Raw genomic sequence first — 26,463 nt, 5'->3', positions numbered from 1 at the left:
GAGCCCGCGCCGGTGGTCACCATCCTCCGCTGAACGGCCGTCCCCGCACGCGAAGGACTGCGTGGGTCGCGGCGGGCGCTCCCCCGGGCGCGGCCGGTCACTCGGAGTCGTACCAGAGACGAATGAGCTCGCCGTCGGCGGAGGAGGCCATGGCTCTGTTGTCCGGCCCGAAAGCGAGCGAGGTGACCTTCTGGAGACCGATCTTGACGGCGGTCACGTCGCCGGTCGCCAGGTCGCACAGGTGGAACGCGGTGTTGCCGCCCGCGGCGAGGGTTGCGCCGTCTGGGCTGAACAGGGCTGGGTGGCGGGCTCTGCCGCCGGTCAGGCCGGGTACGGCGACGCAGTGTCCTGACGCGAGGTCCCACAGGACGATGCTCGCCGTGTCTCCTCCGACGCCCGCCAGTGTCCTTCCGTCCGGGCTGAAGGCGAGTGAGCTGATGCCGGCGTCCGGATGCGTGAGGGTGCCCACAGGGGTGCCGGCGGCGGCATCCCACAGCGACACCGTCGCGCCGGCCCCGCCGACCGCCAGCGTCGTCCCGTCGGGGCTGAACGCGAGGCAGGTCGTCGCCTGGGCACTGACGGACTCCAGCGCGACGGTCTGCAGGCCGGTGCCGACGTCCCAGAGCCCCACCGTCCTCTTCGCGCACGCGGCCAGTGTCCTGCCGTCGGAGCTCAGGGCGATCGTCTTCGGGTGGCTGATCTTGATCTTCCGGACGGCCTCGCGGTCGCCGGTGGTGAGATCCCACAGCCACACGGCCCGGCCCGCCCCTGCCAGCACCCTGCCGTCGGCGCTGAACAGCGGATCCACCGGATTGACGTGGCCGAGGAGGTGCGCCACATGGCGGTTCTCGGTCAGGTCCCAAAGATGCAGGTCCCTGCTGGCACTCGCCATCTTCGTGGCACCGGGGCTGAGCGCGACGGTGTGCAGGCGCTTCGCGAACGGCGGTGTGAGGCTGACCGGCCCGGACGCCTGCCGTGACGCGACGGGCATCGTGGTGTTCCCGATGCTCATCGCGGTCTGCGGGCGGGTGGCTGTCAGGGTTCTTCCCGGGATGGTGTTCGCGGCGGTCCACGTGCGGGCCGTCGGCAGGCCGTCCAGCAGTCGCAGCGCCTCGGGCAAGGTCGCACGACGGGACGGGTCCTTCTCCGTCAGGGCCTGGATGAGCGGTCCGAGGCGGCCCGCGTGTGTCATCACGGGAAGCGGCCCGACCAGGATCGCGGTGACGGTGCCGGTCCGGGTCTCCTTTGCGAACGGTGAGTACCCCTCCACCGCCTCGAAGAGGCTCACCCCGAGGCTGAACAGATCGGAAGACGGGTCGCCGGACCTGCCCTCATGGCGCTCCGGTGCCATGTAGGGCGCGGACCCGATGACCACGCCGGTGCGGGTGAGGCCGCCGTCACGGTCGCTCTTGGCAATCCCGAAGTCGGTGAGCAGCGCCCGCCCGTCTCCCTCGTTGATCATGATGTTGTGCGGCTTCACGTCCCGATGGATGATTCCGGCCTCGTGCGCGAAGCCCAGAGCCGACAGCATCTGTCCGGCCACCGCGGCAACCTGGTCCACCGGCAGGGCGGCCCCGAGGAGTTCGGCCAGCGAGCGACCGCGGACGAACTGCATCACCGTCCACGGCATGCCGCGTTCGATCACGACGTCATGGATGGTGACGATGTTGGGGTGATCCGCCAGCGCGGCTGCGTTGCGTCCTTCGAGGACGGCCCGATCCAGGAACTCCTGCTGATGGATGGGCGGTATCAGGTCCAGGGACACCTCTTTGATCGCGACCGTCCGATCGAGGCGGGTGTCGTACCCCTCCCAGATCGTCCCCATGCCGCCGGAGGCGATCCGCCGAACGAGCAGGTACCGTCCGCCGCCGATCGCCTCTCGCGCCGCCTCGTCCGTCACTTCAGCCTTCTCCCCCTCGTCACCGCTGTCGTCGTCCAGCGGTGGGCAGCCCGCGCGGGGCGATGCCCCGTGCCGGTCCATCGTCCTGGGGGCCGCCCGGCGGATCAAGGCGCGGGGGTGTCGGTGATGCCAAGGCTCCGCTGCCCGGCCCCCACGTCTGCGGCACGGCCTTTCCGTCGGCACCGCCACTCGGCATGGCCACGGGCCCGCCCTTCGGAAGGAAGGGCGGACTGCGCGCGGCAACGGTGGATGTACGGGTTCCGGGCCAGCCGACGGAGTCAGGTCAGGCCTTGCCCCTGCTGATCACCCACTCGCCGTGGATCCAGTTGCCGACCCGCTCGTAGCCGGAGCGGAAGGAGCCGAGCCAGTTCAGGGTGAGGTTCGCCTCGGCGGTGGACTTGACCGCGGTGTAGCTGGAGGGGTCGTCGGCCGAGCCGCCCGTCGTGTTCTTGGCGATGGCCGGGAAGGGGTAGGTGGGCCGGGACGAGGTGACCTTGCCGGTGCTGTCGACCGTCGAAGTCAGCAGGCTGGCCGGGGCTTTGCCCTGGGTGACCCAGTCGGTGATCGCGGTCAGCGCGTCCAGCTTGTCCGGGCCCTGGCCGCCGCCGCAGTGGGCTACGCCGGGGAGCAGGAACAGCCGGGCGAAGCTGGTGGTGGCCGCCTCTCCGCCCATGACCCTCTCAACTGCCCTGTAGTAGGCCATCGTTCCGACGGCCGGGATGTGCTGGTCGCCCAGCCCGTGCCAGAGGATCAGTTTGCCGCCGGCCTTCTTGAAGGCGATGAGGTCGGGGTCGGTGGCGTCGTAGATGCCCGCGCCCAGCTCCATGACCTTCTTGTAGTAGGCGGCTGTGAACTTGATGTCCTTGTAGGTGAGGGCGGGCTGCGGGCTGTCGAAGATCTGGTAGCGCAGGGTCTCGCGCACGAAGCTCTGGTCACCGGTGGAGCCGGTCGCCGAAGTGGGCACGATGATGCCGGCCCAGTTCAGCTCCGAGCCGCGCAACTGGTAGCCCGGGTAGAGGAGTCGGCCGTGCTCGTCGGTGGGGCCGGAGTAGATGCGGCGCACTGTGGTGACCTGGTCGGAGGTCAGGCAGTAGTCGTCGGACGTGGAGGTCTGCCCGGCCTTGCACCGGATGCTCGCCGGGTCCCAGGTGCAGGCCAGCGGGTCGGCGATGATGCCGTCGGCCGGGGCGCCGCAGCCCTTGAGGACGGCGGCGTGGATGGGGGCGAGGTCGGCGGTGGTGATGGTGGCCGGGCCGCCGTCGAGGTACACGGACTGGGCGGTCCAGGCGTGCGAGAAGGTGTTCAGCGCGGTGAAGTTGTTGGCCGGGGCGCCGGCGACGATGCCGTCGAAGTCGGCCGGGTAGCGCTGGGCCTCGGTCAGTGCCTGGTGGCCGCCCTGCGAGCAGCCGTCGAAGTAGGAGTGCGTGGCCGCCCGGCCGTAGTACTGCTCGACCAGGACCTTGGCGACCTGGGCGAGCAGGTGGTCGGACTTGTAGCCGAAGTCCGCGCGCAGGCTCGGGTCGGTGGAGAACAGCCCGCCGCCCTGGGAGTGGCCCTCGTCGCTGGAGCCCACCGCGAAGGCGCCGTCCGTCAGCGGGACACAGCCGTAGGACGCGGCGGCGTTACCGGTGTTGACGCTGCCGCACAGGCCGCCGCAGCCCAGCTGCAGGTAGTTCGCCTGCCAGCCCGTGTCGGGCAGCCGCAGCTCGAAGTGGATCTGTGGGGCGATGACACCCTGCACATCGCAGTACCCCCAGTTGCCGAGGGTGTTGCCGCTCGCGGCGACCTCCGCGGCCGAGCCGACCTCGAAGGGCACCCCGGGCACGGCGGCCGCCAGGTCGAGGGACGTCACGCCCGAACACGTCATCGCCGGGGCGATGCCGGAGGCGGTGGTGGCCGCGTTGACCGCCGCGGCGGAACCGGAGGTGGACGCGCTGCCGGGCGTCGCGCCGGCGAGGGCGATGCCAGCCCCGGTCACGAGGGCGAGGGCGGCGGCCAGGGTGGCCATGAAGGCGGTGGACTTCCACCGGCACCATCTGGGGAGCATACGCATACTCGGTCTCCGTTCGATCGCTGAGCCGAGGCGAGTGACCGTCGCGGCGCTGCGCGGGGCACCCTCTTCGGGCTGCCTGCCCCGGAGCACACCGCCACACCTCGCGGCCCCCACCCGGCCCCTGGCAACTGCGGCTTCACAGGGGCGGTACGGCGAGGACCGTAGTCTCGCGATCTACAAGGACGCAAGATTGGTCAACGAAATTGTTGACGATTCTGGGCGGTGGGACGGCCGGTTCCACCGACGCCTGCCAGGCCTCACACTGTCAACCCGCGCGGCGCGCAATCTGAGGATTCGCGGCGAACACGGTGAGTACCGCGGGCCCTGTTGCGGCGAGTGAGAAGGGGACACGCCCTCCTGCTAGCGTCCTGCGGTGATCTCTCTGGGGGAACCAGCCTTCTTCACCCGCCTGCGCGACGCGCGACGGGTGCTCATCGCCGGTGCCGGCGGCGGCTTCGACGTGTACGCCGGACTGCCGCTCGCACTCTCGCTCCGGGCCGCGGGCAAGGAGGTGCACCTGGCCAACCTGTCCTTCGCCGACCTCTACGGCCTGGACCTCGACGTGTGGGTGGACCAGGACGTCGCGGCCGTCGGGCCCGAAACGCCCCTGCGCGGCGACTACTTCCCCGAACGGACGCTCGCCCAGTGGCTCGCGACGCAGAACCTGCCGTCGACCGTGTACGCGTTCCCGAGCATCGGGGTCGGTCCGCTGCGGGCCGCCTACCGGACGCTGATCACGCATCTCGGCGGGGTCGACGCGGTCGTGCTGGTGGACGGCGGGACCGACATCCTGATGCGCGGCGACGAACACGGCCTCGGCACCCCGGAGGAGGACATGGCGAGCCTGGCCGCCGTGAGCGGGCTCGACGAGGTCCCGCAGCGGCTGGTGGCCTGCCTCGGCTTCGGAGTGGACGCCTACCACGGCGTGAACCACTCGCTCGTACTGGAGAACCTGGCCGCCCTGGACCGGGACGGCGCCTATCTCGGCGCGTTCTCGCTGCTCGGGGCGGGGCGGGAGGGCGCGCTGTATCTCGACGCGGTGGCGCACGCGCAGCGCCACACCCCGAGCCACCCGAGCATCGTGAACGGCTCCGTCGCCGCCGCCGTGCGCGGTGACTTCGGCGACGTCCGGTTCACGGAGCGGACCAAGGGCGGCGAGTTGTTCATCAACCCGCTCATGGCCCTGTACTTCTGCGTGGACCTGCCCGGACTGGCCCACCGCAACCTCTACCTCGGTCTGCTGGAACGGACTTCGCTGATGCGGCAGGTGAGTTCGGTGATCGAGGAGTTCCGCAGCACGCTGCCCCGCCAGCGCCCGCCGCGGGCGTTCCCGCACTGACGATGGTCAGCTCTTCCCCGTCCCGTCGAGGCGGCCGGCCACTGCCCGAGGGCGCCGACCCAAGCCAGCGTCAGGGCTGTTGCGGTGCGGACGGCGCCGGCGATGACGTCCTGCGGGCCGAGGCCACACAGGTCGGTCAGGGAGCCACGCGGGCGGCGGGGTTGCTCGCGGTGCCGGAGCCGGAACCCTGGCGGGAGAGCCGCGGCGAGGCAGGCGCTGAGCGGGCGGTGGTACTCGGTGAGGAGGGACGAACGGCCGTCCGGGCCGGGAGACGGTGGCCGAGATCGTCGCACGTACCGACCCCTGGCGGGCGGAGTGGCTTGCCGGCCGTGGGCGGATCGCGGGGCAACGGCCTGCGGGAGTTCTGTGTTCGCCCCGGTCGACCTAGCGGCGGACCGCCGAGATCAGTCCGCCGGGCCGCTCCTCGTGCCGCGGCGGGGTGTTGATGGGGCGGCCGTAGGCGGCGGCGCGCTCGCGCAGGGTGTGGGTGTCGGCGTCCCAGCCGTGCCCGGCCAGCCAGGCGACCGGGTCGTCGGGCATCTCCGAGACCCACATGGACGCCGCGGATCCCGGCTCGGCGTCCGCGCCGAAGCGCTCGATCACGCCGCGCGAGCCCAACGTCAGACCCATCCGACTGCCCGGCGCCGACTGCGCGCCGATGCGGGCCAGCAGTAGCTCCACCGCGTCCTCGGGGAGGTAGATGAGCAGCCCCTCGGCGATCCACACGGTCGGCTCGGCCGGGTCGTGCCCCGCCGCGGCCAGCGCGCCGGGCCAGTCCTCACGTAGATCCACCGGGACGGTGATCCGCTCGCAGCGCGCGACGGCCCGCTCCTGGCGCAGCACCGAGGCCTTGAAGTCCAGTGGAACGGCGGTGTCGACCTCGAACAGCCGGGTGCCCTCGGGCCAGTCCATCCGGAAGGCCCGGCTGTCCATGCCGGCCCCGAGCAGCACGACCTGCCGGACCCCGGACGCGGAGGCCTGCTGCAACAGCTCGTCGAGGAACTTCGTCCTGATGACGATGGAGAACGCCACGCCCAGCCAGCGGCGGCGCGCGGCATCGCCGTCGGGCAGCGGCGGCGAGGAGGGCCACAGGCCGCCTGCGGCGGCGAAGGCCCTTGCCAGTGGGTCGTGGAACAGCGCGTTCTCGCGCGCGGTCTCCAACGCCCTTACTCTGGCCACCCCCACGGCTGTGGCCCACACTCCGGACGGCCGTGTCCGCTCCTGCTCATCAGTCACCACGCCAGCCTAGGCGATCGATTCCAGGGGCCCGCCGGGGCCGGCGGGTCGTCGGTCATGCGGTCGCCTGGGCAGGGAGGGACTCGCCCGTGAGGTGTTCGGCCTCCCGCCACAGACGGGCCGCAGCGGCCTTGTCCCGGCCGGGGCGCGGCACTGCGACGGGCTTGGCCGGGCCGACGACCGCCCAGCGAGGACCGTAGTAGCCGCCGGGGGTGGCGCCGGGGTCGGCCGCGGCGTAGAGCAGGGGTTCGGCGCCCTGCTCGGGTCCCTGGGAGGGGACGATCCTGTAGGCCAGGGCTTCGATCAGGCCGGGGCGGCCGCCGTTGAGGTTCGGGCCGGAGGTCATCAGGTTGGTGCGGGTGTAGCCGGGGTGCGCACCCGTCGAGAGCAGGGGCCAGCCGCGCTCCGCGGCGAGGCCGGCCAGGCGGGTCATCAGCAGCAGGTCGGCCAGCTTCGACTGGGCGTACGCCCGGGTCGGGCTGTAGCGGCGGGCGGACTGCAGGTCGTCGAAGTCGATCCGTGCCCGGGTCGCCACGCCGCTGCTCATCGTGGCGACCCGCGGCGCGGGGGCGGACAGCAGCAGCGGCAGGAGCCGGACCGTGAGGGTGAAGGGGCCGAGGAAGTTGCTGGCCAGCTGCAGTTCGAAGCCGTCGACGGTTTCCGTGCGCGCGGGCACGTTCATCACGCCGGCGTTGTTGACCAGCACGTCGAGCGGACGGCCGTCGGCGATCAGACCGTCGGTGAACGCCCGCACCGAGGACTGGTCGGCCAGGTCCAGGCGGCGGACCTCCGCCCGGGCGCCGGGGTGTGCGGCCAGGATCTCCGCCTTCGCCTGCTCCCCCTTCGCCTCCGTGCGTACGGCGAGGACGACGTCGGCTCCTGCCGCCGCGAGGCGTCTGGCCGTCTCCTTGCCCGTGCCGCTGTTCGCGCCGGTGACGACGGCGAGCTTTCCCTGCTGGTCGGGGACCTGGTACATGACGAACTCCATAACGTACTGCCGGTATCTTGCCTTGCGACCAACGTAACGTACCGACGGTCCGCTAGTAAAGTACCGTTGGTCCGTAAGTCGGGGAGGCGACTTTCCAGCGAGCGCGAACCGATGAGCAGCGCAGCGAGCGGCGGCGGATCCTCGATGCCGCGGACGCGATGCTGACCGAGATGACCGTGGCCGAGCTCAGCCTCAGCGCCCTGAGCCGCCGGGTCCGCCTGGCCAAGGCCGACGTCCTGCGCCACTTCGAGTCGCGCGAGGCGGTCCTGCTGGAGCCGCTGGCGACCCAGGTCACCGACTGGGTCGCCGAGCTGGAACGCCAGGCCGTCCCCACTGGCGGCGGCAGCAGGGAGCGCGGCGACCGACTCGCCGATCTCCCGGCCTCCTCGATGGCACGCCGGCCCGTGCTGTGCGACCTGCTCGGCTCGCAGGCCGCGGTACTGGAACACAACATCTCCGCCGAGGTCGCGATCCGGCACAAGCAGACCGCCCGGAAGTCCCTGGGAAACCTGGTCGCTCTCGCCGGCCGGTACCTGCCGGAGCTCGGCGACGACGGCGCCGCGACCCTCGTGGAGACGACACTCCTGATGGCCGTGGCCGCCCGGCCGCGCAGCCGTCCCCCGCAAGCCGTCCTCGCCGCCTACGCCTCCGATCCCGCTCTGGCGGCCATGCGTATCGACTTCACCGGCACCGTGCGCCGGACGGCAGAGGTGACCGCCTCCGGCCTCCTCGCCCGCAAGGAGACCCCGAAGGCGACCACCGCGGCGACCACCACCTGAACGCGCACCGGACGCCCCGGACCCGGAGGCAGGCACAGGCACTCATCTACAGGAGGCGTCCGGTGTGGCGCGAGATGTCATGAATGTGCCGCATTAGCGTTTGCGGCATGACTGAATCCTCATTTCAGGACGACGTACTGGACGGACTCGGCGACCACGACCTCAACGAGATCGCGAGTCTCCTGGGCACCGACACCGGCGGGGCGCGCGAGGCGGTGGCCGAGACCGCCGGCGCGATGAGCAGCCATCTGCGGCAGAAGGCCGTCGCCGACGACGATGACGCCGAGGAAGTGCGCGAGGCCATCGCCGGAGTGGCCGAACCCCCGCTCCAGGGCGTGGCAACCCTGGGCGGCGGCCTCGCCGGGGGCCTGATGGCGGGCCTGCTCACCAAGATGAGCAGGCCCGTCGCCCAGGCGGTGTCGAAGAAGACCGGCATTCCCGCCGCGAACGTCGACCGGATCATCAGGGTGCTCATTCCCGTGGTGATGGCCGTCTTCGCCAAGCGCGCGGCCGCCACCAAGGGCGCTGCCCCGGGGGCGGCCCCCTCAAGCGGCGCGGCTCCCGGCACAGGCTCGGGTGGCCTCGGGGAACTGCTGGAGCAAATCCTCGGAGGCGGAAAGCAGTAGTCGTCCCGGGCCGGAGAACAGGCAGGCAGACCGAGGTGACGGGCAGACCGAGGTGGTGGACATCCGCCCCGCATGACCCACCACTCGGGTGCCGTCGGCCACCAGCCCCAAGTCACGGCGGGGCCGGGCGAGGTGATGAGTGATGAACGCCGGCTTCGCACCACCGCAGCACTCGCCTCGCGGCGCCAGCCAGCATGCAGACGACCGGTGGAGCCCAGCTACCGGTAGCGGCGCAGGGCGTGGGCGTTGTCGCCACGGGCGTTCAAGGCGAGGACCTCGGCAACCGCTTCCCTGACGTCGGCGATCAGGGCGGCGGCCGGCGCTCGGCCGCCGCCATCAACCTGATGGCATCGAGCAGTTGGGCCGGTACGACGCCCTTGCCGAGGAATCCGCTCGCTCCGGCCCTGAGTTCCTCGACCACGAATTCGTCGACCTCGAAGGTGGTCGGGACGAGCACGTTCACGCCGGCCAGGTCCTCGCCCCGGCCGATCAGCCTGCCAGGTCTCGTCGTCCGAGGCCATCGCCGCGCCGTTGCCCCAGTCGTCGGCCTCGGTGAAGGCGGCCGGCCGCTCGCGGTCACGCAGGAGATCCGCCAGGCAGGGTTCCGGGTCGGGCAGGCAGGACAAGGGCATGTCGGTGCGGAAGTGGCTGCGGCCGACGCACCGGACCGGGCGGAGCGATCCCGGCCGCCGGCGGGGTCCTTGGAGGGTTCGGTGCAGGTGCCGTAGGAGCCCTGGGTCTCGCCCCCGAGGGGGCGTGCTCGGAGGAGAGGATGGCCTTGGCCTGGCGCCGGACGTGGTTGCGAGCCGGGCGAACTGCATCGCCGTGACATGCTCGGCCGCGTCCCGTCGGCGTTTCTCGCCGCCCCTGTAAGAGCGCTGCGTAGCGCCGAGTTGGCGACGGTCGTACGGGAACCTTCCCCGGCCGCGGAGCGGACACCACGCCTGGCCGTACGCCAGAGCCCGAGCCGCGCTGCGGGACGCCGGCGCCTCGCGGCGACGGCCGCGGCCACGCCGGCCGGACCGGGTGGCGCAGTTGGGACATGTCGCAGTCGCGACATCGTGGGGTCGTGACATGCTCATCCGCTCGGCAGATTCTTTCGGACAGCGCGTGATCAGGCGTTGCACGAGAGGTGTGTGGCTGATGGCATGGATCCGTCTGACGGCGGCGATATCGACGACACTGGTGCTGACCACGGGAGGCCTGTCGTCGGCCTCCGGGCGGGCGTCCTCCCCCGGTACGGCCGAGGAGGTGGGCGCCGCCAGGCCGGCGTCCACCGTGAGGCTGGTGACCGGTGACCGGGTGACGGTGACGCCCGGCGGCGACGGCCGGCGCACCGCCTCGGTGGTACCCGGTCCGGGCCGCCGAGGCATCGTCTTCCGCACGTACGAGCAGGACGACGGCGCCATGACCGTACTCCCGTCCGACGCGGCGGAGTTGGTCGCCGCCGGGACGCTGGACCGGCGCCTGTTCGACGTCACCGCCCTCATCGCCCAGGGCTACGACGAGGCCGGCACCTCGGCGCTCCCGCTGATCGTGTCCCCCGAGCCGGGCGACGCGGCGGCCGGAGGGGCGGCGAGCCGCAAGGCAGCGGCGGCGACCGCGGACCGGCTCACCGCGTTCCACACGGCGTCCGTGCCGGAGCGCCGGCTGGAGAGCATCGACGCGACAGCCCTGCGGGTGGACGACGACGACCTCGGCGCGTTCTGGAAAACCCTGCGCCCCGCGCACACGGCCCGGCTCGCGCAGACCCCCCGGGTGTGGCTGGACGGCAGGGTGGCACCGGCGCTGGACCGCAGCACGGCGCAGATCGGCGCGCCCGCCGCCTGGAAGGCCGGTTTCGAGGGGCAGGGCGTCAAGGTGGCCGTCCTGGACACCGGTGTGGACGCCGGCCACCCGGACCTGGCGGGCCGGATCGCCGAGTCCAGGGACTTCTCGGACAGCGGCAGCGTGACCGACCACTTCGGGCACGGCACGCATGTCGCGTCGATCGTCGGCGGCAGCGGAGCGGCGTCCTCCGGTACTCGGCGCGGGGTCGCGCCGCGGGCGGACCTGCTGATCGGCAAGGTGCTGGGCGACGACGGGTACGGCTCCGAGTCGCAGGTCATCGACGGCATGGAGTGGGCGGCCGCGGAGCACGCCAAGGTCGTCAACATGAGCCTGGGTTCGGACGCGCCCACGGACGGCACCGATCCCATGAGCCAGGCCGTCGACACCCTGTCCGCCTCCGGGCAGACGCTGTTCGTGGTCGCCGCGGGCAACGCCGGTGACCAGGGCGCGTCGACCATCGGTTCGCCCGGTGCGGCCGACGCCGCGCTCACCGTGGGTGCCGTGGACCGGGACGATTCCCTGGCGCCCTTCTCCAGCCGCGGCCCGCGCCTGGGTGACAAGGCCGTGAAGCCCGACGTGACCGCGCCCGGCGTCGGAATCGTCGCGGCCCGCGCCTCGGGAACGGCCATGGGCACCCCGGTGGACACCTACTACACGGCAGCGTCCGGGACGTCGATGGCCACACCGCACGTCGCAGGCGCCGCCGCCCTCCTCGCCCAGCGGCACCCCGAGTGGAGCGGGCCACAGCTGAAGGACGCGCTCATCAGCACCGCCCACCTCGTGTCCGGCACCAAGGTGACCGAACAGGGCGGCGGGCGCATCGACATCGGCGCGGCCATGGGGGCCCTGACGGCCACCGGCTCCGTCACCCTGCCCGCGCTCCAGACCGCCGACGCGGGCGGACCGCGGCAGGTGGCGACCCTCCACTACACCAACGAGAGCGACCACGCTCTCGACCTCAAGCTGTCGGCGTCGCTGAACCGCGACAACGGTGTCGCCCTCGCCGACGGTGTGATCACCCTGGGCTCCGGCACCGTCCGTCTCGCCCCCGGTGCCTCGGCTGACGTCCCGGTCCTCGCGGACGGCGCGGACGCCGCACGAGGCGCCTACTACGGCTACGCCACCGCGACCGGCCCTGACGGCACCACGCTCGCCCACACCACGCTCTCCCTTGTCGTGCACGCGCCTCTGCACCGGCTCACCGTGATCGCCAAGGACCGCGACGGCAAGGTGATACCGCAGGCCGCCCCGACGATCTGGGGAGCGGACGGCTTCGCCCAGTACACCAGCCTGGACCCGGCCGTCGCCGTCGTCGAAGAGGGCACCTACCAGGTCAGCTTCGGCACCCTGGACAACGCGGCCGACGGCCAGGAGCTGCGCGAGGTGATCGACCCGCAGGTGCGGGTCACCGAGGACTCGACCGTCACCCTCGACGCGTCGAAGGTGACGGAAGTGAAGATCCGCACCCCGCGCCCGTCCGAACAGCACGGCGCGCTCAGCTATCAGACGTACCGTCGGATCGACGGAAACGGCCTGATCCAGGGTGTCATGTACTTCGACATCGCCAAGCGGATCTACGTCAGTCCCACCGCGCAGGTCACGGACGGCACCTTCGAGTTCGCCTCCCGCTGGCAGCTGACGGCCCCGCAACTGACCGCCACGGCACAGGGAAGTCCGCGGTCCTTCACCCCCTACTACCTGCCGACGTCACCGGTGTTCGACGACAAGGGCGTCCAACTGACCGCCGTGGACGCCGGCACGGGCACCGCCGCCGACCTCAAGGCCGCCCACGTACGCGGCCGACTGGCCGTGATCCGCTACGACTTCGGTGACGACACCGCCCTCGCGCGGGCCGCCGCCGACGCCGGCGCCAAGGCGCTGATGCTCGTCATGCCGGAGGGCTTCTATCCGTGGACACGCTGGAGCCCGGACGGAACACGCCTCGCCCTGCCCGTCATGCGCGCGGGCAACGCGGACGGCACCGCGATCCTGAAGCGGAGCGCGCGGACCGCCACCCGGATACGGTTCACCGGCACGGTGCGCAGCCCCTACCTCTACGACGTCATGCAGGTGTCCCGTCAGCGCGTGCCGCAGCACCTCGTGCACACCGTCTCCGGACAGGAGAGCGCGGTCGTCCACGCCACCTACGCCCGCACCGGCGCCTCCGACTGGGCCAGCGAACAGCGTTTCGCCTGGCGGCCCTACCAGGACACCGCCTGGAACCAGTACACCCGCAACGTGCCGGTGGGCCGGGAGCGCGTGGAATACGTGACGGCCGGCGACACTCTCTGGAACCACGTCGTCCATCACGACACCGTCCTGGACCAGGACTTCCCGCTCCAGGCCGGCATGCGGGACGCGACCCACACCTACCGGGCCGGACAGCGTTCCACGGAACGGTGGTTCACCGCTCCGGTCCGCCCGTCCGTCCCGGACGGCGTGGCCGGCTGGCCCGCCTCCACCAGGTACGGCGACACTCTCTCCCTCTACGTCCCCGACTTCACGGACGCCGCCGGACACTGGTCCTTCGCGGAGAGCGACAGCCTCGGCGGCGTCGGCACCCGTGCGTCCGGCACGGGCGACACCTCGGTCGCCGACCTTTACCGGGACGGACAGCGGGTCGCCCATTCCGACACCGGCGCGTGGGGCGCCTTCGAGGTGCCGGCGGGGCGGGCCGGCTACCGGCTGGATCTGACGACGGGACGCGACTCGGACGACTGGCGCTTCGGCACGCGAACCGAGACCTCGTGGTCCTTCGGCTCGGACACCACCACGAGCCCCGCGCTCCTTCCGCTGCTCCAGGTCGACTACTCGGTCCCCGTCGACGCCGAGAACGCCGTCGGCCCGCAGCGCACCCACACGCTGGGGTTCGACGTGCGCATGCCCGACGGCCTGCCGGCCCCGCACGGCACGAAGCTCACGGTGCAGACGTCCTACGACGACGGCAGGACCTGGGTGACGGCACGGACCTCCCCAACTCCCGGAAGGGGAACGGGCGGACATTTCACCGCGACCGTCGAACGGCCGTCCCGGGTGCGCGGCGACGCCTGTGTCACACTGCGGGTCACAGCGGCGGACGACGCCGGGCACAGCGTCCGGCAGACGATCGACCGCGCCTTCCTCCACCGGGGGTCCGCCACGCGGCACTGACCCGGTGAGGCGGCGGAACGGGAAGCGGCGGCCGCCGGTGCGCACGGCACCGGCGGCCGCCGCCACGCGAGGGACGGAGAGGGATCGCCGATGCTGGAGGCGGCAGGGCTGACGGCCCTGGAGGAGACGGTGTACCGCCTCCTGGTCGGAGCGGTCACGGCCTCGGCTCGCGAACTGGCGGAGCAGAGCGAACTGCCGCACGCCACGCTGGAGGCGGTGCTGGCAGGCCTCACCGGCAAGGGTCTCGCCAGCCCCACCGATCACGTGCCGCCCCAGTACTCCGCCGTGCCACCGGACGTGGCGCTGCTGCCCCAGCTGCAACGGCGTACCGACGAACTCGACAAGGCTCGCAGCACGGTCACCGACCTGCTGGATCTGTACCGCAGCGCCCGGCGCCGCCAGGACGCGGGCCAGCTGATCGAGGTGATCACGGGCGCCGAGTCGCTGCGGCAGCATCTCCGGCGGATGCAGGACAACGCCAGGCACGAGATGCTCTGGTTCTGCAAGGCCCAGTACGTCGCGATGCCGTCGGGCAGCAACCGCGCGGAGTACGACGCCCTGGCCCGCGGGGTGCGCTACCGCGTCCTGTACGAGCAGGCTTTCTTCGACGACGACCACGCCGTGGACAACGTGATCGAGGGGGTGCAGGCCGGGGAGATCGCCCGCAGCGTGCCCCATCTGCCGCTGCGGCTGGCCGTGGCCGACCGGGCCATCGCCATCTGCCCGCTGGTGCCCGGCGGCCCCCAGGGCTCCCCCGGTGAACCCACCGCCGCCCTGGTCCGCGAGAGCAGTCTCCTGGACGCGCTCACCTCGCTTTTCGAGCGCTACTGGGAGACCGCGGTCCCCCTCGACGTCAGCGCCGCGGGCACGATGCCGGACGCCGCGGCCGTACAGGCGGGCGACCCGCTGTCCGGCACCGACCGGCGCATCCTCTCCCTGCTGGTGGCGGGTATCGCGGACAAGGCGATCGCCAGTCAGATGGGGCTCAGCCGGCGCACCATCCAGCGCCACATCCAGCGGATGATGTCCCTCGCCGGGGCCACGACCCGTATGCAGCTCGCCTGGCAGGCGGCCCGCCGCGGCTGGCTCTGAACGGCCGGCGGCACCGGTGCCTCACCCGGCGCCGATCGGGCCGCACATCAGGTTGCCGGGTTCGCAGGGGTCGTCGCTGGTCCAGAACTGGGTCCACAGCGCGGCGAACTCGGGGCGGCTGAGGTAGCCGTCGGCATCCTGGTCGAGCCGGTCGAAGACACCGCCGGTCTCCACGGGCCGTCCGTGCCAGGTGTCGACCAGGCGCTGGTGCTCGCCGCGCGAGATACGTCCGTCGGCGTTCTCGTCGACCGCGTCAAAGATGGTGTCGGCGGTGGCGGTGACGGCTTCGGGGATGGTCGGCAGCAGGTCCACCATGGCGAGGAGGTCGTCCATGTCGATCCGGCCGTCCCGGTCCGTGTCCACGGTCTCCGACAGATGCCGCCACCAGCCCTTCAGCACGCCGTCCACGCGCCCCGCCAGTTCCGATCCCTCCCTCACCCGCGGCAGCCGGCTCCAGCGGTCGGCCAGGGCCGCGAAGTCCGCCTCCTCCAGATAGCCGTTGCCGTCCGCGTCGAACGCCTCGAACATGGCCTGGAGCTTGGTCCGCTGGAACTCGCTGGACATCACATGCCTCCTCACGCGCAGTGCTGAGGACATGCTTTCCGCGGCCGGCCGCCCCTCAACGGCGCTCGCGCTCACCACGGCCGGGACCCGCGCGCCCGCGCGCCCGCCCGGTGCGCCGGGCGCCGGTTTGCCCGCGGCGAACCGAGGAACGGTTCCCCGGCGGCCGTACACCCGTCCCGGGCCGTCGCCGATTCCGTACCCTTGCGGCATGCGCATGCGCCCCACGCTGAGCTGGACCCCCGCCGCGGACCTGCCGCCGGGCACCACCGACCTGGAGCCGGTCGTCGACGCACTGGGCGCCGGCGGTGTGCTGGTGCTCAGCGGGGCGGGCATCTCCACGGAGTCGGGCATCCCCGACTACCGGGGCGAGGGCGGGAGCCTGAGCCGGCACACACCGATGACCTACCAGGACTTCACCGGGAGCGCCCCCGCGCGCCGCCGGTACTGGGCGCGCAGCCACCTCGGGTGGCGCACCTTCGGGCGGGCCCGCCCCAACGCGGGACACCTGGCGGTGGCCGCCTTCGCCAGGGACGCCCGTGTCTCGGGTGTGATCACCCAGAACGTCGACGGTCTGCACCAGGCCGCGGGCAGCGAGGGCGTCGTGGAGCTCCACGGCAGCCTGGACCGGGTCGTCTGCCTCTCCTGCCGCGCCTTCAGCCCGCGCCGCGAGCTCGCCCGGCGCCTGGAGGCCGAGAACCCCGGCTTCGACCCGGTGGCCGCCGGGCTCAACCCCGACGGTGACGCCGACCTCACCGACGCGCAGGTCGGCGACTTCCGCGTCGTGCCGTGCGCCGACTGCGGGGGCATCCTCAAACCGGACGTGGTGTTCTTCGGCGAGGCGGTGCCGCCACAGCGCGTCGAGCACTGCCGGCGCCTGGTCCGGGAGGCGGCCTCGCTGCTGGTCCTCGGCTCGTCGCTGACGGTGATGTCCGGGCTGCGTTTCGTCCGTCAGGCGTCGCAGGAGGGCAAGCCGGTGCTGATCGTCAACCGGGACCCCACCCGGGGCGACCCGCACGCCCTCACCCGGATCGCGCTCCCGCTGGGACCGGCCCTGACCACCGTCGCCGACCGGCTCGGCATCCCGGTCGCCGGCCCGGCCGCCTGAGCCACCGCCCGACGGGCATCCGCAGCCGCGGGTGAAGGGCGGACGTGGCGCATCACGAGGAAGGTCCAGCGCCGGGGCGTCGTCCTGTCCGCGCGCCTGTCGAAGGAGGAGAGCCCGGGACACGGTCCGGTGGTGGCAGGACGACGGCCACGAGTACGACGACTCCCCGACCCCCGAGGCCTCAGAACGTACAAGAGCAAAGCCCCGGCAAGGGCTCCCATGACGGAAGGCGGTGTGCGGGCCATTGAGGCCGGTGGAGTCGGGCCGGCCGGCGGCAGCAGCCGCCCCGCCCACCAGTTCCTGGCGATCGGCCCGGAGGCGGCCTGGCTGGTCGAAGCCGCGGAGGCGGGCACCCGGCAGCTTCGGGCGAAGACGGCCGACGCCGTTGTCCTGGCCAAGCTCCACGGGGCCGCCGATTTCGAGGGCGCTCTTGGCACTGCGGCGACGGTCGGGCTTCCTGCGGTTCACCGAGAGCGACCTGCTGTCGATCCTGCACCACCGGGACGAGCACGGGCGCACAGAGCCGATCCGCCGCGGCAAGACCCACATCCTGCAGCCGGGAACCTCCGCCCGGTCCGGGTTCACGACGCCGTGATCCGCCCTGGACTCAGCCGGCACCGTCGGCAGGACCGTCCTGCCAGCCGGGCAACGCCAGCTCGTCGTCGCGAAGCGACCACACCGGCCGCTGCCCGGACGGCGGTCCGGCCAGGACCCGCAACTGCTGGGGGCGGTATTCGTCGCGCGCGTCCTCGACGCTGAAGCCCGCCGAGGCCAAGACCTGGGCGATTGCCTGCATCATCGCGGCGCCGACCACCCTGGAATGCCTCAGGACCGACTCGTCCAGCTGCTTCAGCCGAAACGCCCGGCTCGCACAGGCCCGCAGACGCGGGCTTGCCTGCCAGGCCACGAACACACCGCCCGCCGCGTCGGCTCCGTCGTCGATGTCCACCTCGGCGCCACCTGCCAGGACCGGGTCCAGTCCCGGCGCGATCACGGGCAGGCCCGCAGCCGCCAGCTCGCCGCGGACCTTCCACGCGAGCGCCTCCAGGGCCGCGGACTCTTCAGCACCCACTCGTTCGAACACCCGCTCAATCTAGCCAACCGCACCGAAGGATCTCGCGCTGGCTGACACCGCAACCGCCCCCGCCGGGCCCAGACTCGCCGTCCCTGCCTCCGGCGTCGCAGCCACGACCGGTACCGCATTCGACGAAGCGACCGCCCTGACGCTTGCGCCTGAAACTGCCTCGCATCCGCCAGGCGACAGCTGAGGTCATCCCCACCGCGAAAGCGCGGCGACGGGGGCCGGCCGAGGTCGGCCGCGCGATCCTGGCCGAGGAGGCCCCCAGCCGGGACACAGCCAACCGCCGCACCCAGGCAGCCTTCCCGACCGGCAAAACCTTCCACAACTGGAACGAGGAACCCTCCTCGATGCCCGTCCCGACCCACACCCCATTACAGACGCGCTGGAACAGGTCGCCCTACGGGCGCATCATGTCAGCGCGGTCGGGCCCTCCGGCACCGGAATGCCGCACTTCTGCGAGGCCCTCAGGCAGGCAGCCGTCAACGCCGGGATGACCGTCGCCCGGTTCACCATCGAGGACCTCCGCGTGTTGGTACGACGGCACCGCATCGACGACTCCGTCTCGAAGGCCATCAGCCACATCACCCGAACCGACCTGGTCATCGCTGACGACATCGCCCTCCTACCGAACGATCGCCAGCTCGGATGCCGAGTTCCACCGCTGTCTGTTTGGCCTGCTTGCCGGCGCGGATCAGCGCGATGGCGCGCCCGGAACTCCGGAGGACAGGGCCGAGGCATGACTGCCGGCCTTCCGTGACGGGCTGTCAGGCAGCCACCAGACACGTGTGCCGAGTTGGCGTCGGTGTTGCTCTGCTCGGCTGGAGACGGTAAGGCATAGAGTCATGCAGGGATGGAAGAGGGTTGCAGTCGTTCTTGTCGCGGTGGTGTGCGCGGCGGCGGCCATTGGATTGACCGCCGTCGCCTTCGCCGTAGATCTGGAGACAGCGAATCAAGTCGCCTCCATTGTGGGCGCGTTGGTAGGGCTAGCAGGCTTCGTGGTGAGCGCATGGGCACTGCTGAGATCGGCGCGTGAGACTGTTGAGGCGAGCAATGGGGCAGTAGCGGCCGGCAACGACATCGGCCGTGTCGTGAAGGGCAACAACAATCGAGCCACCGGGGCATTGCCGACGCCACCGAGTGCGGCTGGCTTGGGCACGAGTAGCAAGGCAGACGGGCTCGGAAGCGTGGCAGCAGGGGGCAGCATCGGCGAGGTCATTGGCGGAGACGGCAACACGACGTGAGTCCTTTCGGCAAGAAGGTGAGTGCCTCCAACGACTCGGCGGCGGCCGGTGGTGACATCGGGTTCGTGATTCGAGGCGACAACAATCAAGTCCAGGTCACCCCTTATCCTGCGGAGTTAGTCGCTGGAGTGACTGAACCGGTAGTTCCGGGCAGACCGATCTCTGAATGTCATCCGCTGGACCTAGAGGTTCACCACGCGATCGAAATGGGCACGCCGTCGAGTTCCGTGCTGCCCGTCTACGTGCCCCGACCGCACGATCTGCGGCTGCGGACCCTCGTCGAGGAGGTGCGCGCCGGTCACAGCCGGATGATGATCCTCGTCGGCGGGTCCTCGACGGGAAAGACGCGCGCCTGCTGGGAGGCCGTGCAGCCATTGGCCACACAACCGGAGTGGCGGCTTTGGCACCCCTACAATCCTGGGCGTGTTGAGGCGGTCCTCAAGGAACTGCGCCACGTTCAGCCTCACACCGTGATCTGGTTGAACGAAACACAGCATTACCTGGCTCCTGCACATGCAGGGGAGCAAGTCGCCGCCGAGGTGCGCGCGCTGCTGTCCGATCCTGCCCGCGGCCCCGTCCTCGTCCTGGGCACATTGTGGCCACGCTACTGGGACAACCTCACCGCGCTGCCTGACGAAGGCGCTGAAGACCTGCACACCCAGGCACGTGAACTCCTCGCAGGACGTGATCTACGAGTCGCGGAGTCCTTCACCGAAGCTCAGTTGGTGGCGGCCCGAGCTGCCTTCGATACCGACGAACGGCTGTCGCTCGCGCTCGATCAGACCACTGACGGCCGCATCACCCAATTCCTGGCCGGCGCGCCCGAACTCGTGAAGCGCTACGAGAACGCCCCGGCTCCCGCGCGAGCCGTACTGGACGCGGCGATCGATGTACTGCGACTCGGCTGTGGTGTCCACGTGCCGATGGGACTGCTCGAGGCCGCTGCCCCCGGTTACCTGGACAAGGAAGAGTTCGACTCTCTCAGCGATGACTGGCTCGAACAAGCGCTGGTCTACGCAGCTCGCACTGTTCACGGTGGCACGGCAGCCCTACGGCCGGTTCGTCACCATCCTGGTCGCCCCCGTGCCGCGGACGGCCCCCTCTATCGGCTGGCCGACTACCTACTCCAGTACGCACAAAACGGTGATCAGCCCAAGCGATGTGAACCACCCGAGCTTTGGGACGCTCTGGTTGCCCACACGAGAGATTCGCAGGAACTACTGAAGATCGAAGAGGAAACACGCAGCCGAGGCATGCAGCGATCGCACTGCTGAGGGCAGCCGAGAGCGAGGACGGCGCATCCGTCCAGAGACTAATCCGAACCCTAATTGTCGACAATGAACGGTACGATCTTGCTAAACCCTACCTACAGCGAGCAGCAGAGCTGGGGTCAAGTGAGACATGGTGGACTCTCACAAAGTACGGGGATCCGGAGCAGCAGATCGAAGCACTTCGACGACTAGTGGAGTCCTCCAACCGCAACAGCATGGCCGACCTGGCACCAAGGCTTCACGAAGAGGAGATGGCTAACCGAGCCATCGAATGGTTGACGCCTGGCGCAGAACGCGGTGACACAAGCTCGTTAGGAGCCCTCGCCTTTCTTCTTCAGTCGACGGATCGAAGCCATGACGCCATTCAGTTGTTGACCCCTCACGCCGAGGGCAACGCAGAAATCGGCAGCATGCTCGCCCATCTACTCGAGGACGCAGGCAAGAACGACGAGGCGATGCGACTACTTCAACAGCTGGCGACTAGCGGAGATTGGCATATATCAACCTATTATGCGGAATTGCTGGTCAGGGAGGGGAAACACGAGGAGGCCATCGAAGTACTGTCTCATAGTTTTCAAAGGGACGGCAGCGGAGCCTACCGGGATCTCGCAGATCAGCTTGAACACAACGGACGCCTTGACGAGGCCTATGACGTTCTTGTCCAAGCAGTGCGGCTCAACTACGGCAAAGCACTGCGGAGGCTGGAGGAGATGTCGGAGCGACATGAGCTCCTCGAAGAGTTTACTCACACTCTGACCGACCTCATCACCGATCCATCGATCGACCCTCATCGCGTGGTGGATGCTCGCTTCACATTGGCTCAGACACTTGCACAGGCAGGGCGGCGCCCCGAAGCTTCCGCAGTATACGAACAGTTGAACCGCGACGGATACCCGCATGCCAGAAGCAGGCTGTCCGACATGTATGCCGATCATGGTCTCATCGATGAGGCAATCACCCTTTGGCGTGCTGAGGCTGAAAATGGTGCCGCTGAACCACAGTACAAACTCTTCGAGATTCTGCACCAAGCCGGTCACACACAGGACGCTCGGAAGTGGCTCCGTCGCAGTGCCGAGCAAGGGCTTGATATCGCTCTACGGACGTGGCTCGAACATGTCGCCCTGGGCCAATACACGAGTGAAGACAAAAATCTCCTCCTCAGCCTCGCCCTGGATGAGCAGCGGACGGTGCTGCGCCACATCGCGAACGACCTCCGCTGCTCAGACACTTTGCGCCTGGTCGCCCCACACATCAGTCGCATGAAGGGAGCCATTCCCTGGCGCGCCCTCCAAGACGCGGGTCTCACCAAGGAGGTACGGGAATGGGCATGGAATCAGGTCCAGCTCAACTCCCACGACGCCTTCCGTACGCTACTCAATGTCCTTGAGAGGCAGGGCTGCCACTCTGACGCGGTACAGCTCGCCCGTTACGGTTTGACGTCCTCCGGAGGTCCAGCCCAGGCATGGACATGGGAGGAGATCTCGCAAACCGCTACCAGCGTCGCCCGGCGAAACACCACGGCAGACGCATGACCAGCTCACACAACTCCTCTACACAGTAAAATGGTGGCGAACCGACATGGAATCCGGCACCCATCGGGACGCCGGACGAATGAACCGTCGGTCGGACCGGCGGTCATTGCACCCGGCATCCGACGGTCTCACCCAATGCGGTTGTCTCAGCAGATCAGAGTGCAAACGCTGTCGAGGTACGGATTTCTACTTTCGCCGGGGAGAGTAGAAACTGCTCGACCCGGCGTTTCCACGGTTCGGCCGATTGCCGTGCCCGGTCCGACGGTCGATCCGGTTCCCTTTCCCGCGCGGGCGGCCGTCGAGCGCTCGCCGCACCGGAACATGCCACAGGTGGGGGCCGTCTCGGGGACACGGAGAGCGCGCAGAGGGGTGTCGAGGCGGCGGCCGCTCAGAGGTGGTCGTCCAGGAACTTCCGTACCTCGGCGGTGGTCATGGGCCCCGTGCTGTGCGCCACCGGCCCTCCCTCCTTCAGCAGGACGCAGGACGGGGCTCCGGTGATCCCGTATCGCTCGGTCGCGGCCGGACAACGTGTGATGTCGGCGCGGACGACCGTCAGACGGCCCGTGTAGTCGTCGGCGATGCCACCCACGACGAGGTCCATCGCCCGGCAGGGCTCGATCGCCTTGGGCCATGTCCCGGTGAAGTATGCGAGGACCGGAACTCCGCTCATCCCGAGGATGAAATTGAACTCCGCGTCCTCACGGGGCCGGTGAACCCGCTTCGTCATGGAAGCTCCTGACCTCACGTACGTTCCTCCATTGCATCCCCATCATCCCTCGCGCGGTGTGCCAGGCCGACCTGGTCGGTGGTTCGGCTGACCTGCCGGAAGGGAGGCACGGGGTCGTCGCAGAACCATGATGGTCCCCGGCTGCAGCCCACCGCGTGCCCATGGGTCGGCTCGTGCCAGGACAGCGCCCTCTACGACGACATGGAGCCGTTTTCCAGGGCACAGCGAGCCGGTACGCATCGTCCACCGGATGCAGTGGAACCGTATCCGCCACCGCGCTTCCCGGAGACAGCGCCCCCGACGGGCCGCCCGAGGCCTTGTCCGGTCTTCGCATCAGCACCCGGTGTCAGCCGGCCGATACCGGTCTTGCCCGGGCCGCATCGGCCAGCTGACGGCGCTGACGGCACCGAGAACGGGGCACGATTCCTGGACCGCTCGCAGACGCCGGTCGTGGGCGGTCGAAGTACGCGTCAGCCGACCCGAAGACCGACCGCCAGCGTCAGTTCGAGGACCCGGTGTGGCGATGCGAGATCCGGAAAGAGTTCCCGCAGCTGCGACATCCGGTAGCGGACCGTCTGGGGATGGACGAACAGCGCGGCCGCCACCTCGTCCCGCCGGCCCTGGTGCAGTAGCCACGCCCGCAACGTCTCCTCCAGCCGCCGTGCGGTCGTCACAGGCAGGGTCCGCAACGGTGCGAGGGCTCGGGCACGCAGGTCCGCGAACGCGTCCACGTCGGCGCTCAGCACCAGCTCGGGCAGGTGGTCCTCGGTGTCGCGCACGTCGGAGGAGAGGGAGCGCGCGCGTACGGCTCGTGCGTACGAGGCGGACGCACGAGTCCATGGCCGGGCCGGGCCGACCACGGCGGTGCGGTCGGTCAGCTGCCGCAAGAGATGTGACCGGTCGGCATCGGGGACGAGCAGCACACCGGTGGCGTCCGGCAGATCGTCGAGGACGAGAGTGCTCGGGTCGAACGCGCGGTAGGCAGGCCGGGCCTGGGCGGCGGGCAGCAGGACCGCGGTCAGCGAAACCGGAGGCTGCCACCCGGCCCGTTGAGCAGAGGCCAGCAGCACGTCCGGGCTCGCGCCGGCGAGGAGGTCGCGGGCCAGCTGCTCCAGGTGACGCTCGTGATCCCTGCCCCGGGCGGCCAGTTCGTCGGCGTGGCCCGCGGCGCTCGCGGCGGAGAGCTCGTCGATGTACGCGAAGGTCAGCTCGGCGAACTTGGCGACCTCGGCGGCGGGCAGACCGGCGGGTACGGCACCCGCCGCCAGGCACCGCCAGGCCACGCGGGCGCCTACGCGGTAGGCGCTGAGCAGGGCGTCCATCGAACGGCCGTCGCGCACCTCGCCGCGGCCGAGCTCGTAGGCCGCGTCTCCGCCGTCGCCGCCTGTGGCGTTCCCGCTCGCGAGGTCCAGGTAGTGCCCCAGGGCGGTGCGGACGGCTCGGCGGATGGTGGCGCCCATGTGGCCCGTAAGGGCGTTGGCGTAGGGAGGGACCTCGTCGATGATCGCCTGGACGACCTCGTCGGCGGTGGCCTTCAGCCCGGCCCGAAGCACGGTGACCGTCGTCTCGTCCAGGGCCAGTTCGCTGGCCCTCCGGATCACATGGTTCACGTTTTATTCCCTGCGAACAATTCTACCGTTCAGATTTACGTCCTGCGGTCAGGACCTTACGCCCTGAGGCACAGCAAGCTGGAACCATGACGAGTACAGCCCTCCGCAGCAAGGCGTGGAAACTGCTGGAGATGGTCACGACGCCGCTGCTGCCGTCGGACTACCTCGACCTGGTCAGCCCGCTGCGTGCGGGCGCCGACCTGCGGGGGCGCATCGAGGCCGTGCACCCCGAGACGGGTGACGCCGCGACCATCGTGATCAGACCGGGGCGGGGCTGGCGCGGCCACACCGCCGGTCAGTACGTGCGGATCGGGGTCGACGTCGACGGGGTGCGCCTGTGGCGTGCCTACTCCATCACCTCGCCGACGAACCGCCAGGACGGCCGCGTCACGATCACCGTGAAGGCGATCCCGGACGGCAAGGTCAGCAACCACCTGGTCCGTCGGGCGGCACCGGGCACGCTGATCCAACTCGACCAGGCGACCGGTGACTTCGTGCTGCCGCAGGCCAAGCCCGCCAAGGTGCTCTACCTGACGGCCGGCAGCGGCATCACGCCCGTGATGGGCATGCTGCGCGACACCGAGTTCGACGACGTCGTCATGGTCCACTGCGCGCCGCAGCCGCACGACGTGATCTTCCGCAACGAACTGCACGACCTGGTCGCGGAGAAGAAGCTGCGGCTCACCGAGGTCCACACCGCCACGGACGGCATGCTCGACATCGCCCGTCTCGGCGAACTCGTGCCTGACTGGGCGGAGCGCGAGACCTGGGCTTGCGGGCCCGCGGGCCTGCTCGACGCCGCCGAGGAGCACTGGACCGAGCACGGCGTCCAGGAGCGCCTGCACACCGAACGCTTCCGTCCCGGCATCGTCGTCACCGGCGACGGCGGCGAGGTGACGTTCAGCGCCACCGGCAAGACCGTCGACGCGGACGGCGCCACGCCGTTGCTGGACATCGGCGAGGAGGCCGGTGTGCTCATGCCCTCCGGGTGCCGCATGGGCATCTGCTTCGGCTGCGTCACGCCGCTCAAGGCGGGCGCCGTCCGCGACCTGCGCACCGGCGACATCACCGAGGCCGAGCCGGGCGTCCTCATCCAGACCTGCGTGTCCGCCGCCGCGGGCCCCTGCGACATCGAACGGTAGGAACACCTTGACCGCCATCGACCCCACCGCCCACCTGACCGCGGAGCAGATCGAGGAGCTCGGCCGCGAGCTGGACGCGATCCGCGACGAGGTGATCGCCGGCCGCGGCGAGAAGGACGCCGCCTACATCCGCAAGGTCATCGGCGCGCAGCGCAAGCTGGAGCTGGCCAGCCGGGCTGTCCTGTTGTTCTCGATCTTCCCGCCCGCATGGCTGATCGGCACCGCCGGGCTGTCTGTGGCGAAGATCATGGACAACATGGAGATCGGCCACAACATCCTGCACGGCCAGTGGGACTGGATGCGGGACCCGAAGATCCACTCCACCACCTGGGAGTGGGACCACGTCTCGCCGGCCGAGCAGTGGAAGCACTCCCACAACGAGCTGCACCACACGTACACCAACGTGATCGGCAAGGACAACGACCTCGGCTACGGCATCATGCGCGTCGACGAGGACCAGCGGTGGCACCCGTTCCACCTCGGCCAGCCGCTGTGGAACTTCATCAACGCCTGCTTCTTCGAGTACGGCATCGCGGCCTACGACCTGGAACTCGGCAAGAACCTGCACAAGCGCCGCCGCAAGAACCCGGAGTTCCGCGCGCGGGCCAGGGCCGTGGGCCGCAAGATCCGCAAGCAGGTCCTCAAGGACTACGTGATCCACCCGCTGCTGTCGGGCCCCTCCTTCCTCCCCACGCTCGCCGCCACGTTCACCGCGAACCTGGTCCGCAACCTCTGGTCCCACTCGGTGATCATGTGCGGGCACTTCCCCGAGGGCGTTCAGGTCTTCGAGCGCCGGTCGATCAAGGGCGAGACGCGTGGCCAGTGGTACCTGCGCCAGATGATGGGCTCGGCGAACATCAGCGGCAGCAGGGCCATGCACTTCATGACCGGCAACCTGTCGCACCAGATCGAGCACCACCTGTTCCCGGACCTGCCGAGCAACCGGTACGCCGAGGTCGCCGTGAAGGTGCGCGCGCTGTTCGAGAAGTACGAGCTGGAGTACGTCACCGGGCCGCTGCCCAAGCAGGTGTTCTCCGCGTGGCGCAAGGTCGTCCGGCTCTCGCTGCCGAACAAGAAGCCCAAGGTCAAGACGCCGGATCGCGAGCAGGAGCTCGTCGCGGCCTGATTCCCGGTAGCGGTTCGGATCCTTCGGCCGTACCGGCGCCACCGCCGGGTCCGGTGAGATCCGTTGCGTAC

21 protein-coding genes and 1 pseudogene are annotated in these 26,463 nt (G+C 70.2%); 13 read left to right on the top strand and 9 right to left on the bottom strand.

The window, feature by feature from the left end; genetic code table 11:
- Positions 1-97: 97 nt before the first annotated feature.
- Together ACIPSJ_RS41885 and ACIPSJ_RS41880 are read right to left on the bottom strand one after the other, a co-directional pair.
- A complete protein-coding gene (locus tag ACIPSJ_RS41885; protein WP_401353862.1) occupies positions 98-1,900 on the bottom strand; it encodes a WD40 repeat domain-containing serine/threonine protein kinase in 1,803 nt (600 codons plus the stop codon).
- A 283-nt stretch (positions 1,901-2,183) separates the two neighbouring features.
- Positions 2,184-3,953 carry a tannase/feruloyl esterase family alpha/beta hydrolase gene (locus ACIPSJ_RS41880; RefSeq protein ID WP_401353860.1) on the bottom strand — a complete coding sequence of 590 codons (1,770 nt, stop codon included), beginning with the start codon at positions 3,951-3,953 and terminating at the stop codon, positions 2,184-2,186.
- A gap of 373 nt (positions 3,954-4,326) precedes the next feature.
- Between ACIPSJ_RS41880 and ACIPSJ_RS41875 the strand changes: the two genes are divergently transcribed.
- Positions 4,327-5,292, top strand: coding sequence for a DUF1152 domain-containing protein (locus ACIPSJ_RS41875; protein WP_401353858.1), 966 nt, complete (start codon positions 4,327-4,329; stop codon positions 5,290-5,292).
- Positions 5,293-5,676: 384 nt separating this feature from the next.
- Here the strand turns inward: ACIPSJ_RS41875 and ACIPSJ_RS41870 are convergent, their stop codons facing one another.
- Together ACIPSJ_RS41870 and ACIPSJ_RS41865 are read right to left on the bottom strand one after the other, a co-directional pair.
- Positions 5,677-6,492, bottom strand: a complete 816-nt coding sequence (locus ACIPSJ_RS41870; RefSeq protein ID WP_401354060.1) for a class I SAM-dependent methyltransferase — start codon at positions 6,490-6,492, stop codon at positions 5,677-5,679.
- 91 nt (positions 6,493-6,583) lie between these two features.
- Complete coding sequence (locus ACIPSJ_RS41865; RefSeq protein WP_401353856.1) at positions 6,584-7,504, bottom strand: SDR family oxidoreductase; 921 nt, start codon at positions 7,502-7,504, stop codon at positions 6,584-6,586.
- 182 nt (positions 7,505-7,686) lie between these two features.
- On the opposite strand from ACIPSJ_RS41865, the gene ACIPSJ_RS41860 reads away from it, so the two are divergent.
- Together ACIPSJ_RS41860 and ACIPSJ_RS41855 are read left to right on the top strand one after the other, a co-directional pair.
- Complete coding sequence (locus ACIPSJ_RS41860; protein WP_401353854.1) at positions 7,687-8,295, top strand: TetR/AcrR family transcriptional regulator; 609 nt, start codon at positions 7,687-7,689, stop codon at positions 8,293-8,295.
- 107 nt (positions 8,296-8,402) lie between these two features.
- Entirely contained in the window at positions 8,403-8,921 is a 519-nt protein-coding gene (locus tag ACIPSJ_RS41855) for a DUF937 domain-containing protein (protein ID WP_401353852.1), read from the top strand.
- 322 nt (positions 8,922-9,243) lie between these two features.
- Here ACIPSJ_RS41855 and ACIPSJ_RS41850 read toward each other — a convergent pair.
- Positions 9,244-9,417: pseudogene (locus ACIPSJ_RS41850) on the bottom strand (DNA-binding response regulator); the annotation flags it as partial.
- A gap of 647 nt (positions 9,418-10,064) precedes the next feature.
- On the opposite strand from ACIPSJ_RS41850, the gene ACIPSJ_RS41845 reads away from it, so the two are divergent.
- Both ACIPSJ_RS41845 and ACIPSJ_RS41840 read left to right on the top strand, forming a co-directional pair.
- The gene (locus tag ACIPSJ_RS41845) at positions 10,065-13,901 is read left to right on the top strand and encodes a S8 family peptidase (protein ID WP_401353850.1); all 3,837 of its coding nucleotides are present in this window, start codon (positions 10,065-10,067) and stop codon (positions 13,899-13,901) included.
- A 90-nt stretch (positions 13,902-13,991) separates the two neighbouring features.
- Positions 13,992-14,993: a helix-turn-helix domain-containing protein gene (locus ACIPSJ_RS41840; RefSeq protein ID WP_401353848.1), complete on the top strand. Its 1,002-nt coding sequence runs from the start codon at positions 13,992-13,994 to the stop codon at positions 14,991-14,993.
- A gap of 21 nt (positions 14,994-15,014) precedes the next feature.
- Here the strand turns inward: ACIPSJ_RS41840 and ACIPSJ_RS41835 are convergent, their stop codons facing one another.
- Positions 15,015-15,590, bottom strand: a complete 576-nt coding sequence (locus ACIPSJ_RS41835) for an EF-hand domain-containing protein (protein WP_401353846.1) — start codon at positions 15,588-15,590, stop codon at positions 15,015-15,017.
- A gap of 175 nt (positions 15,591-15,765) precedes the next feature.
- On the opposite strand from ACIPSJ_RS41835, the gene ACIPSJ_RS41830 reads away from it, so the two are divergent.
- Together ACIPSJ_RS41830 and ACIPSJ_RS41825 are read left to right on the top strand one after the other, a co-directional pair.
- The gene (locus ACIPSJ_RS41830) at positions 15,766-16,662 is read left to right on the top strand and encodes an NAD-dependent protein deacetylase (RefSeq protein WP_401353844.1); all 897 of its coding nucleotides are present in this window, start codon (positions 15,766-15,768) and stop codon (positions 16,660-16,662) included.
- Between the two features lie 430 nt (positions 16,663-17,092).
- A complete protein-coding gene (locus tag ACIPSJ_RS41825) occupies positions 17,093-17,257 on the top strand; it encodes a hypothetical protein (protein ID WP_401353842.1) in 165 nt (54 codons plus the stop codon).
- Positions 17,258-17,269: 12 nt separating this feature from the next.
- Here the strand turns inward: ACIPSJ_RS41825 and ACIPSJ_RS41820 are convergent, their stop codons facing one another.
- The gene (locus tag ACIPSJ_RS41820; protein WP_401353840.1) at positions 17,270-17,746 is read right to left on the bottom strand and encodes a hypothetical protein; all 477 of its coding nucleotides are present in this window, start codon (positions 17,744-17,746) and stop codon (positions 17,270-17,272) included.
- 322 nt (positions 17,747-18,068) lie between these two features.
- On the opposite strand from ACIPSJ_RS41820, the gene ACIPSJ_RS41815 reads away from it, so the two are divergent.
- The 4 genes from ACIPSJ_RS41815 to ACIPSJ_RS41800 all read left to right on the top strand — a co-directional run bounded on the left by ACIPSJ_RS41815 (position 18,069) and on the right by ACIPSJ_RS41800 (position 21,787).
- Entirely contained in the window at positions 18,069-18,500 is a 432-nt protein-coding gene (locus ACIPSJ_RS41815; RefSeq protein ID WP_401354058.1) for an ATP-binding protein, read from the top strand.
- Positions 18,501-18,585: 85 nt separating this feature from the next.
- A complete protein-coding gene (locus tag ACIPSJ_RS41810) occupies positions 18,586-18,984 on the top strand; it encodes a hypothetical protein (RefSeq protein WP_401353838.1) in 399 nt (132 codons plus the stop codon).
- Entirely contained in the window at positions 18,981-20,258 is a 1,278-nt protein-coding gene (locus tag ACIPSJ_RS41805; protein ID WP_401353836.1) for a hypothetical protein, read from the top strand. The genes ACIPSJ_RS41810 and ACIPSJ_RS41805 overlap by 4 nt, the downstream gene beginning before the upstream one ends.
- 212 nt (positions 20,259-20,470) lie before the next feature.
- Positions 20,471-21,787, top strand: coding sequence for a tetratricopeptide repeat protein (locus tag ACIPSJ_RS41800; protein ID WP_401353834.1), 1,317 nt, complete (start codon positions 20,471-20,473; stop codon positions 21,785-21,787).
- A gap of 388 nt (positions 21,788-22,175) precedes the next feature.
- Here the strand turns inward: ACIPSJ_RS41800 and ACIPSJ_RS41795 are convergent, their stop codons facing one another.
- Positions 22,176-22,514, bottom strand: coding sequence for a thioredoxin family protein (locus ACIPSJ_RS41795; protein ID WP_401353832.1), 339 nt, complete (start codon positions 22,512-22,514; stop codon positions 22,176-22,178).
- A gap of 470 nt (positions 22,515-22,984) precedes the next feature.
- Positions 22,985-24,124, bottom strand: coding sequence for a helix-turn-helix domain-containing protein (locus ACIPSJ_RS41790; RefSeq protein WP_355727322.1), 1,140 nt, complete (start codon positions 24,122-24,124; stop codon positions 22,985-22,987).
- An 86-nt stretch (positions 24,125-24,210) separates the two neighbouring features.
- On the opposite strand from ACIPSJ_RS41790, the gene ACIPSJ_RS41785 reads away from it, so the two are divergent.
- The gene (locus tag ACIPSJ_RS41785; protein WP_401353830.1) at positions 24,211-25,266 is read left to right on the top strand and encodes a ferredoxin reductase; all 1,056 of its coding nucleotides are present in this window, start codon (positions 24,211-24,213) and stop codon (positions 25,264-25,266) included.
- Between the two features lie 7 nt (positions 25,267-25,273).
- Positions 25,274-26,392: a fatty acid desaturase family protein gene (locus ACIPSJ_RS41780; protein ID WP_401353829.1), complete on the top strand. Its 1,119-nt coding sequence runs from the start codon at positions 25,274-25,276 to the stop codon at positions 26,390-26,392.
- Positions 26,393-26,463: the final 71 nt, after the last annotated feature.

The organism is Streptomyces sp. NPDC090088, assembly GCF_044747345.1.
Lineage (GTDB): Bacteria > Actinomycetota > Actinomycetes > Streptomycetales > Streptomycetaceae > Streptomyces.
Note: the sequence above shows the minus strand (reverse complement) of the source record. Positions and strands in the feature narration are given on the sequence as shown.

Excerpts from the sequence above, each read along its gene's own strand:
- ACIPSJ_RS41880 (WP_401353860.1), bottom strand. The coding sequence starts at position 3,953 with ATGCGTATGCTCCCCAGATGGTGCCGGTGGAAGTCCACCGCCTTCATG.
- ACIPSJ_RS41865 (WP_401353856.1), bottom strand. The coding sequence starts at position 7,504 with ATGTACCAGGTCCCCGACCAGCAGGGAAAGCTCGCCGTCGTCACCGGC.
- ACIPSJ_RS41860 (WP_401353854.1), top strand. The coding sequence starts at position 7,687 with ATGACCGTGGCCGAGCTCAGCCTCAGCGCCCTGAGCCGCCGGGTCCGC.
- ACIPSJ_RS41855 (WP_401353852.1), top strand. The coding sequence starts at position 8,403 with ATGACTGAATCCTCATTTCAGGACGACGTACTGGACGGACTCGGCGAC.
- ACIPSJ_RS41845 (WP_401353850.1), top strand. The coding sequence starts at position 10,065 with ATGGCATGGATCCGTCTGACGGCGGCGATATCGACGACACTGGTGCTG.
- ACIPSJ_RS41840 (WP_401353848.1), top strand. The coding sequence starts at position 13,992 with ATGCTGGAGGCGGCAGGGCTGACGGCCCTGGAGGAGACGGTGTACCGC.
- ACIPSJ_RS41835 (WP_401353846.1), bottom strand. The coding sequence starts at position 15,590 with ATGTCCTCAGCACTGCGCGTGAGGAGGCATGTGATGTCCAGCGAGTTC.
- ACIPSJ_RS41830 (WP_401353844.1), top strand. The coding sequence starts at position 15,766 with ATGCGCATGCGCCCCACGCTGAGCTGGACCCCCGCCGCGGACCTGCCG.
- ACIPSJ_RS41810 (WP_401353838.1), top strand. The coding sequence starts at position 18,586 with ATGCAGGGATGGAAGAGGGTTGCAGTCGTTCTTGTCGCGGTGGTGTGC.
- ACIPSJ_RS41800 (WP_401353834.1), top strand. The coding sequence starts at position 20,471 with ATGGCCGACCTGGCACCAAGGCTTCACGAAGAGGAGATGGCTAACCGA.
- ACIPSJ_RS41795 (WP_401353832.1), bottom strand. The coding sequence starts at position 22,514 with ATGACGAAGCGGGTTCACCGGCCCCGTGAGGACGCGGAGTTCAATTTC.
- ACIPSJ_RS41785 (WP_401353830.1), top strand. The coding sequence starts at position 24,211 with ATGACGAGTACAGCCCTCCGCAGCAAGGCGTGGAAACTGCTGGAGATG.